This window comes from Rathayibacter sp. VKM Ac-2879, assembly GCF_015351245.1.
In the GTDB taxonomy this organism is placed as follows: Bacteria; Actinomycetota; Actinomycetes; order Actinomycetales; family Microbacteriaceae; genus Rathayibacter.
In genome coordinates this window covers 54,486-68,321 of the sequence record NZ_JADKSO010000005.1, presented here as the reverse complement: position 1 = coordinate 68,321, position 13,836 = coordinate 54,486, and the positions used below count along the sequence as shown (strand labels likewise).

Here is a 13,836-nt window from a genome sequence, read left to right as displayed (position 1 = left end):
TCGGTTCTAGCACGCGCGGCCCGCTCACCAACTGACCGGCAGGGCCTTGCCCTCCTCGTAGCCGGCCGCCGACTGGAGTCCCACGAGTGCACGCTCGTGGAACTCGGCGACGCTCCGCGCCCCCGCGTAGGTGAAGGACGAGCGCACCCCCGAGGTGATCATGTCGAGCAGGTCCTCGACCGAGGGGCGGAGGGGATCGAGGTAGATGGTCGACGACGAGATGCCCTCGGCGAAGAGGCGCTTGCGCGCGAGCTCGTAGGCGTCGAGGCGATCGAAGCGCTCCTGCACGGCCTTGGCAGAGGCCATGCCCCAGCTCTCCTTGTAGACCCGGCCGGTCTCGTCCCGGCGCAGCTCGCCCGGCGCCTCGACGGTGCCGGCGAACCACGAGCCGATCATCACCGAGGAGGCGCCCGCCGCGAGCGCAAGGGCGACGTCACGCGGGTAGCGCACGCCGCCGTCGGCCCAGACGTGGGCTCCGAGTTCCCGGGCCCGCTCGGCCGTCTCGAGCACCGCCGAGAACTGGGGCCGGCCGACCGCCGTCATCATGCGGGTCGTGCACATCGCGCCGGGCCCCACGCCCACCTTGAGGATGTCGGCGCCCGCGTCGACGAGGTCGTGCACGGCGTCGGCCGTGACGATGTTGCCGGCGGCGATCGGCACCCCGAGCCGCAGGGCCGAGACGGTCCGGAGGGCGCGCAGCATCGCCTCCTGGTGCCCGTGAGCGGTGTCGAGGACGAGGACGTCGACTCCCGCGGCGACGAGCGCACGCGCCTTGGCCTCGACGTCGCCGTTGATCCCGACGGCCGCGGCGACCCGGAGACGTCCGTCAGCGTCGAGCGCCGGGTCGTAGAGGGTCCCGCGCAACGCTCCGGTGCGCGAGAGGGTGCCGACCAGCACGCCGTGGTGCAGCACCGGAGCGAAGTCGAGGTCGGCGGCGACCATCAGATCGAACGCCGCGCGCGCCGTCGACACATCGTCGGCATCGATCGAGGGGGAGGCGCCGTGCACGAGATCGCCCAGGCGTGCGTCCGGCAACGCGGTCGCGAGACGCGAGGCGGGGACGCAGCCGAGGATCGCGCCGTCCGCCTCCTGCACCACGAAGCCGTGGCCGGCGACGGCGGGGAGGATCGAGAGCGCCTCGTCGACGCTCGTGTCAGGGGCGGCGGTCAGCGCGCCGGAGAACGCGACCGGCTGGGCCTTCACCCAGCGGATCGCCGCGTCGAGTGCCTGCAACGGCATGTCCTGCGGCAGCACGCCGAGGCCGCCCCGGCGGGCGAGGGCGGCGGCGAGACGCCGGCCGGTCACCGAGTTCATGTTCGACGACACGATCGGGAGGGTCGCGCCCGTGCCGTCGCCGGGGGCGAGGGACACGTCGAGGCGGCTCGTGACCGAGGAGCGGCCGGGGACGAGGAAGACATCGGAGTAGGTGAGGTCGCCCGAGGGGGTTCCGCCGTAGAAACGCATGCCGAGAACGCTACTCCGGCCCGGCATCGGGCCAGCTGACCCCCAATCCGGGCTAGGCTTGACGACCGGGACGGACCAGGCGACGGTGATGATCCGCGTGGCCGAGGAGGACCTCCTCGAGTGTGCGGTGCGGCACCGAGGGATGCGACGGGCCCGTCCGGATGACCGAGACCGAATCAGCGGCGAAACGAATCAACGGAGAGAGTGGGCGATCGGCTGTGTCGAGCCAATTGACCGGAGTGGGAACCGAGCAGGGCGCGGAGGATTTCGGGGCCAACGAGTGGCTCGTGGAGGAACTCTACGAGCAGTACCGCGCCGACCGTTCTTCGGTGGACGAGTCCTGGTGGCCGATCCTGGAGCGCTATGGCGCCCAGCTCTCGGTGCAGGCTGCTCCCGCCGCCGAGAAGACCGCGACCGTCGCCGCCGAGAAGACCGCGTCGCCTCCGGCCGGCGAGCGCATCTCGACGAGCGGAGGAGGTGCCGTGACCCATCCCGTCGCCGCGCCCGCCGCGTCCCGCACGACCTCGAAGCAGCCGAAGGCGCAGCCGATCCCCGCTGACGCCCCGGTGAGCAAGCCCTCCACCGAGCAGGCCGCGACGGTCGAAGACGACCAGGTCAGCCCCCTGCGCGGGATGGCGAAGAGCCTCGCGACCAACATGGACGCGAGCCTGAGCATCCCGACCGCGACGAGCGTGCGCACGATCCCGGCGAAGCTGATGATCGACAACCGCATCGTCATCAACAACCACCTGCGCCGCACCCGTGGCGGCAAGGTGTCGTTCACGCACCTCATCGGCTGGGCCCTCATCCGGGCGCTGCACGACTTCCCCAGCCAGAACGTCTACTACGACGAGGTCGACGGCAAGCCCTCGGTCGTCGCACCGGCGCACGTCAACCTCGGTATCGCCATCGACATGCCCAAGCCCGACGGTACCCGGGCGCTGCTCGTGCCGAGCATCAAGCGGGCCGACACCCTGAGCTTCACGGCGTACCTCGCCGCCTACGAAGACCTCGTGAAGCGCGCTCGCGGCAACAAGCTCGTCGCCGGCGACTTCGCCGGCACCACCCTCTCGCTCACGAACCCCGGAGGCATCGGCACGGTCCATTCCGTTCCGCGGCTGATGAAGGGCCAGGGGTGCATCATCGGCGCCGGCGCGCTCGAGTACCCGGCCGAGTTCCAGGGCGCCTCCGAGAAGACGCTCGTCGAGCTGGGCATCGGCAAGACCATCACGCTGACCTCGACCTACGACCACCGCGTCATCCAGGGCGCCGGCTCGGGCGAGTTCCTCAAGATCGTGCACGAGCTGCTGCTCGGCAAGCGCGCCTTCTACGAGGACATCTTCGCGGCGTTGCGCATCCCCTACGACCCCATCCACTGGTCCACCGATATCGCCGTCGACCTCGCCGAGCGGGTCTCGAAGACGGCCCGCGTGCAGGAGCTGATCAACTCGTTCCGGGTGCGCGGTCACCTCATGGCCGATGTGGACCCGCTCGAGTACGTGCAGCGCTCGCACCCCGACCTGGCGATCGAGAGCCACGGCCTGACCTTCTGGGACCTCGACCGCGAGTTCGTGACGGACGGCTTCGGCGGCAAGCGCCAGTTGAAGCTCCGCGAGATCCTCGGGATCCTGCGCGACTCGTACTGCCGCACGGTCGGCGTCGAGTACATGCACATCCAAGACCCGGAGCAGCGCGCCTGGATGCAGGCCAAGCTCGAGCGCGGCTACGAGAAGCCCGGGCACGACGAGCAGCTGCGGATCCTCGGCAAGCTCAACGAGGCGGAGGCGTTCGAGACCTTCCTGCAGACCAAGTACGTGGGTCAGAAGCGCTTCTCGCTCGAGGGCGGGGAGTCGCTCATCGCCCTCCTGGACGCCGTGCTGCAGGGCGCGGCCGACGCGCAGCTCGACGAGGTCGCGATCGGCATGGCCCACCGCGGCCGCCTCAACGTCTTGACCAACATCGCCGGCAAGACCTATGGCCAGATCTTCCGCGAGTTCGAGGGCACGCAGGACCCGCGGACCGTGCAGGGCTCGGGAGACGTCAAGTACCACCTCGGCACCGAGGGCACCTTCCGCGGTGCCGGCGGGGAGGAGATCCCGGTGTACCTCGCCGCGAACCCCTCCCACCTCGAGGCCGTCAACGGGGTACTCGAGGGCATCGTGCGGGCGAAGCAGGACCGCAAGCCCATCGGCACCTTCACGACCCTCCCGATCCTCGTCCACGGAGACGCGGCGATGGCCGGTCAGGGCGTGGTCGTCGAGACGCTGCAGATGTCGCAGTTGCGCGCGTACCGCACCGGCGGCACGATCCACGTGAACATCAACAACCAGGTCGGCTTCACGACTCCGCCGCACGAGGCTCGCACGTCGATCTACTCGACCGACGGCGCGAAGACGATCCAGGCGCCGATCTTCCACGTGAACGGCGACGATCCCGAGGCCGTCGTGCACGTCGCCCAGCTCGCGTTCGAGTACCGCCAGCAGTTCCACCGCGACGTCGTGATCGACCTGATCTGCTACCGCCGCCGCGGGCACAACGAGGGCGACGACCCCTCGATGACGCAGCCGCTGATGTACAGCCTGATCGAGGCCAAGCGCTCGGTGCGCAAGCTCTACACCGAGGCGCTCGTCGGTCGCGGCGACATCACCGAGGAGGAGTACGACCGCGCCCACCAGGACTTCCAGGAGCGTCTCGAGCGCGCCTTCGCGGAGACGCACGCCGCGCAGACCGGCGCGATCCCGGTGATCACGGCCGACGGCGACTCCGTGGCCGACCTCGAGCTGCCCGACGCCCAGCGCGGAGAGGACTACCCGGGCGAGCCCGAGGTCACCGGCGTGAAGCGCGAGGTCATCACCCGGATCGGCGACGCGTTCACTTCGCCGCCCGAGGGCTTCACCGTGCACCCCAAGCTCCAGCAGCTGCTGACCAAGCGCCAGGAGATGAGTCGCTCGGGCTCGATCGACTGGGCGTTCGGCGAACTGCTGGCGCTCGGCTCGCTCCTGCTCGAGGACACCCCGGTGCGCCTCGTCGGACAGGACACCCGCAGGGGCACCTTCGTCCAGCGCCACGCCGTGCTGCACGACCGCGAGAACGGCCAGGAGTGGCTGCCGCTGATGAACCTGTCCGAGCAGCAGGCACGGCTCTGGATCTACGACTCGCTGCTCTCGGAGTACGCGGCGATGGCGTTCGAGTACGGCTACTCGGTCGAGCGGCCCGACTCGCTCGTGCTGTGGGAGGCGCAATTCGGCGACTTCGCGAACGGCGCGCAGATCGTGATCGACGAGTTCATCTCCTCGGCCGAGCAGAAGTGGGGCCAGCGTTCGTCGCTCGTCCTCCTCCTCCCCCACGGCTACGAGGGTCAGGGCCCCGACCACTCCTCGGCCCGCATCGAGCGCTATCTGCAGCTGTGCGCTGAGCGCAACATGACCGTCGCGCGCCCGTCCACCCCGGCGTCGTACTTCCACCTGCTGCGCCGCCAGGCGTACTCGAGGCCGCGCCGCCCGCTCGTCGTCTTCACGCCGAAGGCGATGCTGCGCCTCCGAGGCGCCTCGAGCCCCGTCGAGGACTTCACCTCGGGTCGCTTCGAGCCCGTGCTCGACGATGCGCGCATTCAGGATGCGTCGGCCGTGAAGCGCGTGCTGCTGCACGCCGGCAAGGTGCACTACGACCTCAAGGCAGAGCTCGAGAAGAAGCCTGACGCGGGCATCGCGCTCGTCCGGGTCGAGCAGTACTACCCGGCTCCCGTGTCGGAGCTGCGCTCGATCGCCGACCGCTACCCCGACGCGGAGTTCGTCTGGGTACAGGACGAGCCCGAGAACCAGGGCGCGTGGCCGTTCATCGCGCTGGAGGTGGCTCCGCAGCTCGGCCGCCCCGTCCGGGTCGTCTCGCGCCGGGCCGCGGCCTCACCGGCCGCCGGCTCCGCCAAGCGCCACGCCTCCGAGCAGGCGGATCTGCTCGCGCGGGCCCTCACCCGCTAAGCGGCGCACGCGTTCGGCTCGTCAGGGCCCTCGGCCTTGACGAGCCGAACGTGTGCGCGCGGGTCGTCCCGCGGAGCGGGCGCCGACGAGCGGGGCCGCTCTCGTCGGGCCTTAGGCGCCTACGGAAGCGGAGCTCGACGTGTGCGAGGCCTGCGCGTCTCGGAGCATCCCGAGCACCTGTGCGCGGAGATCCTCCGGCGCCGTCTCCGTGCAGGCACGCTGCACGGCGACCGTCAGCATGACACCGACCTTGGCCTCACCGGCACAATCGACGCAGCCGGCCATGTGCTCGCGGATGTCGGCGGCGTCTTCTTTGCACAGCTCGTTGTGGAGGTATTCCTCGAGTTCTGCCTTCGCCTTCGTGCAGCCGCAGTCGGTCATTTCTTACTCCCGGAGGTGGAGGCGACGCGGAACCCGCGCTCGCGTGCGTAGTCGGTGAGTCGTTCGCGCAGCATGCGGCGACCGCGGTGCAGCCGGCTCATCACGGTCCCGACGGGGGTCTTCATGATGTCGGCGATCTCCTGGTACGAGAACCCTTCGACATCGGCGAAATAGACGGCGAGTCGGAAGTCCTCCGGAATCGCCTGGAGCGCCTCCTTGACGGCGGTGTCGGGGAGGTGGTCGATGGCCTCGGCCTCGGCCGAGCGGCTCGCGGTGGCGGTGGTCGACTCGGCTCCGCCCAGCTGCCAGTCCTCGAGCTCGTCGATCGCGGACTGGTAGGGCTCGCGCTGCTTCTTGCGGTACGAGTTGATGAAGGTGTTCGTGAGGATGCGGTAGAGCCACGCCTTGAGGTTCGTGCCCTGCTCGAACTGCCGGAAGGCGCCGAACGCCTTGGCAAACGTCTCCTGCACGAGATCCTGCGCATCAGAGGGGTTCTTCGTCATCCGCAGACCGGCGGCGTACAGCTGGTCGATGAAGGGCAGAGCCTGCTGCTCGAACAGGGAGCGCAGGTCGGCGGGTGCCGCGGGAGCGACGTCGTCGAGCGACTCCTCGATCGTCTGCTCCGCGTCGGCGGGCGCCGGCATCTCGGCGGCGGGGGTCGTGCGGGGTACGTCGTCGCGAGTCATCACGAGAGATTCTAGGACGGCGGGCACCACGGGGGCCGGGCGGGAGGCGCCGGACGCCGCCATCGGGGTCAGCGGGCGCCTCCGAGAGACGGGCCGGGTCGGTCGCGGGATCGTCGCGGCGGCTGCCGTCATGCTCCGTCTCCTTCTCTCCCGTCCGCCCCGTGTGGGCCGACTATTCTGACAACCGATGGTCTTCTCACGGTATTCCGCTCCCGAGTTCGATCCGTACGGCGACGCCCGTGCGCTCCCCGGCGACGACGCCTGGCCCGCACCCCTCGCCGCCGGAGCCCTCGACGCCGAGATCGGGCTGCCCGGCTCGAAGTCGCTGACGAATCGCGAGCTCGTGCTTGCCGCCCTCGCCGAGGAGCCCTCGACCCTCCGAGCCCCGCTGCACTCGCGCGACAGCGCCCTGATGATCGAGGCACTGCGATCGCTCGGCACAACGGTGCGCGAGTCGGGCGCCACAGGCGACTTCGGACCCGATCTCGTCGTCGAGCCCGCGGCAGAGCTGCTGGGCTCGACCACGATCGACTGCGGCCTCGCCGGGACCGTGATGCGTTTCGTGCCCCCGCTGGCGGGCCTCGCGCTCGGGCCCACGACGTTCGACGGCGACGCCTACGCCTACCAGCGCCCGATGGGCGCCACTATCACCTCCCTCCGCTCGCTCGGCGTCGACGTCGCCGACGACGGCCGCGGCTCCCTGCCCTTCACCGTGCACGGCTCCGGTGCGATCCGCGGAGGCGACGCCGTGGTCGACGCCTCGCGGTCGAGCCAGTTCGTCTCGGCGCTGCTGCTCGCGGGCGCCCGCTTCGACGAGGGCCTGCACTTGCGGCACGAGGGCGGGCCGCTGCCGAGCCAGCCGCACATCGAGATGACCACCGCGGCACTCGCGGCACGCGGCGTGGAGGTCGGCACCCCGGCGGCGGGCGAATGGACCGTCGCGCCGCAGCCCATCCGAGGCCTGGAGGTCCTGATCGAGCCCGACCTCTCCAACGCGGCGCCGTTCCTCGCCGCCGCCCTCGTCACGGGAGGCACCGTGCGCATGCGCCGCTGGCCCGCCGCGACGACACAGGTGGGAGCGCACCTCGAGCGCATCCTGCCGCTGTTCGGCGCTCGGGTCTCTCACGACGGCGACACCCTCGTCGTCACCGGGGGCGACGAGATCCTCGGCGTCGAGCTCGACCTCTCGGAGGGAGGCGAGCTCGCGCCGGCCCTCGCCGCCCTCGCCGCCCTCGCGAGCACGCCGAGCACCCTCACGGGGATCGGGCACATCCGCCACCACGAGACCGATCGCCTCGCCGCGCTCGCGACCGAGATCAACGGCCTCGGCGGCGCTGTGACCGAGCTCGACGACGGCTTGCGCATCGAGCCGGCCGCGCTCCACGGCGGACCGTGGCGCACCTACTCCGACCACCGGATGGCCCACGCCGGGGCGCTGATCGGCCTCGTGGTCCCCGGAGTCGTGATCGAGGACATCGCCACGACCTCTAAGACCCTCCCGCAGTTCCCCGACCTCTGGACGACCCTCGCGGGATCGGTCTGAGCCGTGTCGTGGTGGACCGACAGCGGACTCGACGCCGAGGGCGCCCTCGACGACTTCGACGGCTACGACGAGTCGGATGCGCGCGTGCGGCCGAACCCGAAGGGCACCAAGCCGCGCACCAAGAACCGGCCCGCCTACGAGGACGCCGAGATCGCGATGGTGCTCGGCGTCGACCGCGGCCGCTACACGGTGATGAGCGGCGACGGCACTCCCGAAGAGCACGAGTTCACCGCTGCGCGGGCGCGAGAGCTGCGTCGCCAGGCGATCGTCGCCGGAGACCGCGTCGATGTGGTCGGAGACTCCAGCGGCGACGACGGCACGCTTGCGCGGATCGTTCGGATCCGCGAGCGCACGACCCTCCTCCGCCGGAGCGCCGACGACACCGACGCGATCGAGCGCGTGATCGTCGCCAATGCCGACCAGATGCTCTGCGTCGTCGCGGCGGCCGACCCCGAGCCGCGCACACGACTCGTCGACCGCTACCTCGTCGCCGCGTTCGACGCGGGGATCACACCGATGCTCTGCATCACCAAGACGGACCTCGCCGACCCTGTCCCGTTCCTGCGCAATTTCGAGGGCCTGGACCTGCGCGTGTTCCTCTCGAGCCAGGACGAGCCCCCGGTCGAGGAGATCGCCGAGGCGCTGCTCGGCCACGAGACCGTGGTCGTCGGGCACTCGGGTGTCGGCAAGTCGACGCTGGTCAACAAGCTCGTCCCGGACGCGCATCGCGCCACCGGACACGTCAACACCGTCACCGGCCGCGGTCGCCACACCTCCTCCTCCACCGTTTCGCTCCGCGTCGAGCGCGGAAACCGGCACGGCTGGGTGATCGACACGCCCGGCGTGCGCTCGTTCGGGCTCGGCCACGTGAACACCGACAACATCCTCGGCGCCTTCACGACCCTCGCCGAGATCGCCGAGGACTGCCCCCGCGGCTGCACGCACCTCCCCGACTCCCCCGACTGCGCCATCGTCGAGGCGGTCGAGGAGGGGCGCCTCGGCGCGAGCGGCCCCGAGCGGCTCGACTCCCTCCAGCGACTCTTGACCACCTTCGCCACGACCGACGGAAGCAGACGATGACCGGCAGCACCCTCCCCCCGATCCCCGCCGACGAGCGGCTCGCCGCGGGCGACACCGCCCCCGCGTTCACCCTCCCCGACCAGGACGGCCGGCCCGTCTCGCTCGAGGAGTACCGCGGGCGGCGCGTGATCCTCTTCTTCTACCCGGAGGCCGACACCCCGGGCTGCACGACCGAGGCGTGTGACTTCCGTGACAATGCCGCGTCGCTGCGCGACTCGGGCTACGAGATCCTCGGTCTTTCGCGCGATACCCCGGAGGCGCTGCGTCGCTGGGCGGATGCGCAGGGCATCGCCTACCCGCTGCTCAGCGACCCCGACATGGCCGCACACCGCGCCTACGGCGTGTGGGGCGAGAAGAACCTCTACGGCAAGGCGGTCGTGGGCGTGCTGCGCTCGACCTTCGTGGTCGGGCAGGAGGGTGTGCTCGAGTTCGCGCAATACGGCGTGCGCGCCACGGGCCACGTGCAGGCGCTCCGCAAGAAGCTCGCGCTGCTCTGAGCGTGCGGGCGCGCGCCCGCTCCTCCTTTCTCGTCTCCCTCTCCGAGGCGACGTCCTACGCCAGTAGACGTCGCAACCTCCCGCTTTATGCGAGCATCTCTCATATTGAGAGAGCGGCCTTCGGGGCATGCCGCGACGAGAGGGGAAAGCGGCATGCAGCGCTCGACAGCACCTGGCCCGCAGAGGCGTGGCGGCCACCGACCGGCACTCGGAGTCGCGGTCGCCGCGATCCTTCTCGCGGGCTGCACGCCCCAGCCTCCCGACCTCGGCCACGCCGCCCGAGTGCTGCAATCGGTGGCGGTCGTGGCCGGCACGGACGGGTCCGTGGTGCGGATCGACGGCACGGCCGTGGGAGTCGGGGCCGACCCGACGCAGATCAGCACGGCGAGCACGAGCTACGACCCGGCCAAGGTCGCGGGCGACCTCCCGGTGCGCGTGCGCACCTCCTACCGCGCGGGCGACGCCTCCGGGAGCGACCTCGCCGATCTCGCCGGGCGCTCGGGTCGCGTCGAAATCGAGATCGTGGTCGAGAACCTCACCGTGCACCCCGAGGAGCTGACGTTCGATGTCGCGGGGCGCGCGGCCAGTCGGGCCGCCCTGGTCGGCGCGCCACTCACGATCGTCGCCTCGACCTCTCTGCACGGTGTCGCTCCCAGCCACGTCGTGACGCAGGCCGAGACCGGTGCGGCGACCAACGGCGTGCTCAGCCGCGACGACACGGGCGACGCTGTGGTGCAGTGGGCCGCCCTGCTCACGCCACCGACAGGGGGCGCCACCGCGACGCTCCGTCTGGTGGCCGACGTCGGCGACTTCGCCGTGCCGTCGTTCGACCTCGCGGTCCAGCCCGGGCTCACGAGCGATGCGAGTCCGTCCGGAGCGATCGGCGCGGCCTTCGACACGAGCGTGACCTCGCCCCTCGCGCTCGAGCGCCGCACCATCGACGTCATCACCTCGGTCGACGAGCTGCTCACCCGCGCAGGCACGACAGTCGCCGAAGTGCGCACCTCCCTCGACGCCACGGCCGAGACGCTCGGCGTCCGTACGGCTGAGGAGCTGAGGCGCAGCGCCGCCTCGACCGCCTCGTCGATGCAGGGCCTCTCAGGGCAGCTCAGTGCGTTGCGCGACGAGCTCTCCGCGACGGTCGACGGCACGGAGTCGGAGCTGGTGCGGCAGCTCTCGCACGCCGTCGGCGCCGTCGACGCGATGCTCGGCGACACCTCGGCCCCCGCCCCCACCTCGACGCTCTCCGGCTCGGGGTGCGCCATCATCGCCCGGGCCCCCGAGGACGCGACCACGATCTACGGAGACCTGCTGCGGCTGGTCGCCGAGCTCGACGGCTACGGCGCCGCAGCCGACTCCTGCAGGCAGCAGCTCGTCGCCTCGCTGCGCGATGCGGTGGGCCCGGAGTCGCCGAGCGCCGAGAGCTGTACGACGGCATCGGTGACCTGCGCGCTCTCGACGACACGGAGCGCGGTGGACGGGATCCTGCAGGGTCTCGTGAACGAGGGACGCGCCCTCGTCACCTCTTTGCAGCCCGAGCTGAGGAGCGGGCTCTCGGCCGAGTACCGATCACTCTCCGCCCGCATCGACGAGGTCGCCGCGACCTCCGATGCACTCGCGGCGACTCCCGACAGCATGGTCTCCCCACAGCTCGCGACTCTGACGACGACGGTGGACGCCCTGGACGATCGCGCGGCGGCACTGGGAACGGCTCTCGACGCGATCGGGACGGCGGCATCGACGGCGCTCGCCCCACTCGGCTCCCGTACCGACAGAGAATCGATCGCGGCACAGACCGCAGACGTGGCACGACAGCTGTGCGACCTCACTCCGAGCCCGGCGGGCACCGCCTCTCCCACGCCGCGCGCATCCCCCGCACTGGGCCGGGAGGCGATCGAACGGATCCGCTCCTACCTCACCGATGTCCCGTGCTCGGGCATCGGCGACCTCGATGCGCCGACGGGCTATCCGGCGCCCCTCGACCAACGGCTCGCCGAGCAGACGGAACAGTGGCGAGCAGTCGCCCGACTCACCGGCTCGAGCGGTGCGGGCGGCGAGCTCTCCCGAGTTCGCGATGCGCTCGGCGTCCTGCGCACCGCAGCGACGGCCGCCGCCGCGGCCACGAGCGCCGAGGGCTCCTCGCGCGCCGCACTGCTCGCCGATCTCACGCGGACCACCACGTCACTCAGGCTGCAGCGCGAGGCTCTCGGCGGCAGGGTCGCGGAACTCTCCCAGCAGCAGGCGGGGCTCGCGGTCGCGATCCGAGAGGCGTTCGCGGACGCCGACTCGCACGCCTCCTCCGCCGTCACGGCGGTCATCGACGAGCAGGTGCGGCACGTGACGTCCCGCTCGGACTCCGACACGGCCGCGGTCACGGCACTGTTCGACCGGTCGATCGCGGGCCTGCGCGCGACCGCCGACGACATCCGGAGCGAGGGGGCCGCGACGCTCGACGCCGAACACGACGCCCTCGACTCAGCGGAGTCGACGATCGGTGCCGCGGTCGCGGAGAGCACCCACGAGTCGCTCGCGAAGATCGCCGCGACGATCGGGGCCTCCACCCGCGACACCAATGCCGCCTCCGCCCTCCTCGCCGCCGATCTCCACAAGGTCCTTCTCGATCTCGGCGACCGCACGGTGGGAGGCTCGGGTCTCCTCGGCTCGATGACGACAAGTGCCGCAAAGGTCGGTACGGCCGATGTGCAGCTCGCCCTCGCCTCGCAGGCCTCTCGGGGCTACGCCGCCGTTCGCGCGGAGGACATCTCGGGGATCCTCCTCGCGCAGGCGCAGGAGCGCGCCTCGCTCGACGCCGGGGCTGCGCTTCCCGCCTTCCCTCGCGACGTGGACGCCGGGACCGTGACCCGGACGGTGTATTCGATCCACCTCGGCGGTCGACCATGAGACGCGTCGGCCGACGGCGACGAGCGCGCCCGCAGCGTTCCCTGCTCGCTCTCGGAGGCGGCGTGGCGGTCCTCCTCCTCGCGGGCGGTAGCCTCCTCGCCGCCGGCACCGGCTCGGCGAACCGCACGTCGGCCGCAGCCTCGGTGCCGGTCGACCTCGACTGCGCCGGGGCGCCCTCTGCGCTCACGCTCGGCGTGGTCGCCTCGCTGAGCTCCGCGCCGGGCGAAGGCGCCGAGTGGAAGGACGCCGCAAACGGCGCCGTCGTCGCGGCGCAGAGGTTCGCGCTCGGCGGCTGCACGGTCCGTCTGGTGGCGGCCGACGATCACGGAACAGCCGAGGGTGCCCGCTCCGCCCTCACCGACCTCGCGGACTCCGGCGTCGCCGGAGTGGTCCTCGCGACCAGCGGTCCCCACCTGTCCGCCGCGATCGACGCCGCACGGTCGAACGGCCTCGCCGCGATCCTCCCCTACCCGCAGGACGCCACATCGATCGGCGACGACGCCTGGCTGATCGCACCCGACCGGGCCCGAATCGATACCGCGCTCGCCTCTCTCGGCACCCCCTCGACCTCGCCGACCCGGCTGCTTCTCGTCAACGGAGGAGGAGACGCACCCGAGGGACTCGACGCCGAGGCCGAGCTCCGCTTCGCGCCGGGGGACCCTGCGGGAGCGTTCATCGACTCCGTACGGAGTCACCTCACGGGCGACGCACCCGCCGAACGGGTTCTCGTGTCCGGTCCGGCGGAACAACAAGGAGCGGCCGTCGGAGCGCTCCAATCGGCGGGGGCTTCTCTCCCTCTCCTGCTGACGCCCGATGCGCGCAGTCCCGCCTTCGCGCCGGCGCTGCTCGCCGCGGGCGGCACCCTCTCCGGAGAGATGAGCACCGTCGGGGTCGAGTCGGGCGACGCCGTCGCCCTGCGCGGCGACGAAGCGGGGCTCGCCATGTCGGCGTTCCTCGCAGGAGTGCGGATCGCCGCCGGCGACGCCCGCCGCACGGCCCTCTTCGACGACCGACCGTTCGCCGACGTCGCGGCCTCGGCCGATGCGCCCAGTCACGACGCGGTCGTCGCACTCGTTCGCGCGGCGGCGAGGGCGGGCAGCGGCGAGCCCTCCGCCGTCACCGCCGCCCTCCGCGGCTCGACGATGGGCACCGCCGAAGGACTCGCCGGCCCCCCGCTCGACTTCGGCAGGCGATCCGCTCTCTCGGCCGCGCTCGTCCCCCTGCACGCCACGGCACACGACCTGGGCCTGCGCCCCCGCACGGCGGCCACGCCTCTGCTCTGGTTCGCCGAGCAGCCCCGACCCTGA

The 13,836-nt window shown here is 71.5% G+C and carries 9 protein-coding genes; 6 read left to right on the top strand and 3 right to left on the bottom strand.

Annotated features, from left to right (window positions below; genetic code table 11):
* Window positions 1-24: 24 nt before the first annotated feature.
* Entirely contained in the window at window positions 25-1,464 is a 1,440-nt protein-coding gene (locus tag ITJ45_RS12750) for a GuaB1 family IMP dehydrogenase-related protein (protein WP_194610736.1), read from the bottom strand.
* Window positions 1,465-1,682: 218 nt separating this feature from the next.
* On the opposite strand from ITJ45_RS12750, the gene ITJ45_RS12745 reads away from it, so the two are divergent.
* Window positions 1,683-5,441 carry a multifunctional oxoglutarate decarboxylase/oxoglutarate dehydrogenase thiamine pyrophosphate-binding subunit/dihydrolipoyllysine-residue succinyltransferase subunit gene (locus ITJ45_RS12745; RefSeq protein WP_194610737.1) on the top strand — a complete coding sequence of 1,253 codons (3,759 nt, stop codon included), beginning with the start codon at window positions 1,683-1,685 and terminating at the stop codon, window positions 5,439-5,441.
* Between the two features lie 111 nt (window positions 5,442-5,552).
* Here ITJ45_RS12745 and ITJ45_RS12740 read toward each other — a convergent pair whose 3' ends face one another.
* Window positions 5,553-5,822 carry a zf-HC2 domain-containing protein gene (locus tag ITJ45_RS12740; RefSeq protein WP_194610738.1) on the bottom strand — a complete coding sequence of 90 codons (270 nt, stop codon included), beginning with the start codon at window positions 5,820-5,822 and terminating at the stop codon, window positions 5,553-5,555.
* Window positions 5,819-6,508 (bottom strand): sigma-70 family RNA polymerase sigma factor, encoded by a 690-nt coding sequence (locus ITJ45_RS12735; RefSeq protein ID WP_416365303.1) that lies wholly within the window; start codon window positions 6,506-6,508, stop codon window positions 5,819-5,821. The genes ITJ45_RS12740 and ITJ45_RS12735 overlap by 4 nt, the downstream gene beginning before the upstream one ends.
* A 187-nt stretch (window positions 6,509-6,695) precedes the next feature.
* Between ITJ45_RS12735 and aroA the strand changes: the two genes are divergently transcribed.
* From aroA to ITJ45_RS12710, 5 genes are all read left to right on the top strand, one after another.
* Complete coding sequence (gene aroA / locus ITJ45_RS12730) at window positions 6,696-8,051, top strand: 3-phosphoshikimate 1-carboxyvinyltransferase (RefSeq protein WP_194610739.1); 1,356 nt, start codon at window positions 6,696-6,698, stop codon at window positions 8,049-8,051.
* Between the two features lie 3 nt (window positions 8,052-8,054).
* On the top strand, window positions 8,055-9,131 hold the full coding sequence (gene rsgA / locus ITJ45_RS12725; RefSeq protein WP_194610740.1) for a ribosome small subunit-dependent GTPase A: 1,077 nt from the start codon (window positions 8,055-8,057) through the stop codon (window positions 9,129-9,131).
* Window positions 9,128-9,628 (top strand): thioredoxin-dependent thiol peroxidase, encoded by a 501-nt coding sequence (gene bcp / locus ITJ45_RS12720; protein ID WP_194610741.1) that lies wholly within the window; start codon window positions 9,128-9,130, stop codon window positions 9,626-9,628. The genes rsgA and bcp overlap by 4 nt, the downstream gene beginning before the upstream one ends.
* A gap of 153 nt (window positions 9,629-9,781) precedes the next feature.
* Window positions 9,782-12,529: a hypothetical protein gene (locus tag ITJ45_RS12715; RefSeq protein WP_194610742.1), complete on the top strand. Its 2,748-nt coding sequence runs from the start codon at window positions 9,782-9,784 to the stop codon at window positions 12,527-12,529.
* A 62-nt stretch (window positions 12,530-12,591) separates the two neighbouring features.
* On the top strand, window positions 12,592-13,836 hold the full coding sequence (locus tag ITJ45_RS12710; protein WP_194610744.1) for a hypothetical protein: 1,245 nt from the start codon (window positions 12,592-12,594) through the stop codon (window positions 13,834-13,836).

What these genes read in the sequence shown, in the direction of transcription:
- ITJ45_RS12750 (WP_194610736.1), bottom strand. Translation starts at nt 1,464, where the DNA reads ATGCGTTTCTACGGCGGAACCCCCTCGGGCGACCTCACCTACTCCGAT.
- ITJ45_RS12740 (WP_194610738.1), bottom strand. Translation starts at nt 5,822, where the DNA reads ATGACCGACTGCGGCTGCACGAAGGCGAAGGCAGAACTCGAGGAATAC.
- bcp (WP_194610741.1), top strand. Translation starts at nt 9,128, where the DNA reads ATGACCGGCAGCACCCTCCCCCCGATCCCCGCCGACGAGCGGCTCGCC.
- ITJ45_RS12735 (WP_416365303.1), bottom strand. Translation starts at nt 6,508, where the DNA reads ATGACTCGCGACGACGTACCCCGCACGACCCCCGCCGCCGAGATGCCG.
- aroA (WP_194610739.1), top strand. Translation starts at nt 6,696, where the DNA reads ATGGTCTTCTCACGGTATTCCGCTCCCGAGTTCGATCCGTACGGCGAC.
- ITJ45_RS12715 (WP_194610742.1), top strand. Translation starts at nt 9,782, where the DNA reads ATGCAGCGCTCGACAGCACCTGGCCCGCAGAGGCGTGGCGGCCACCGA.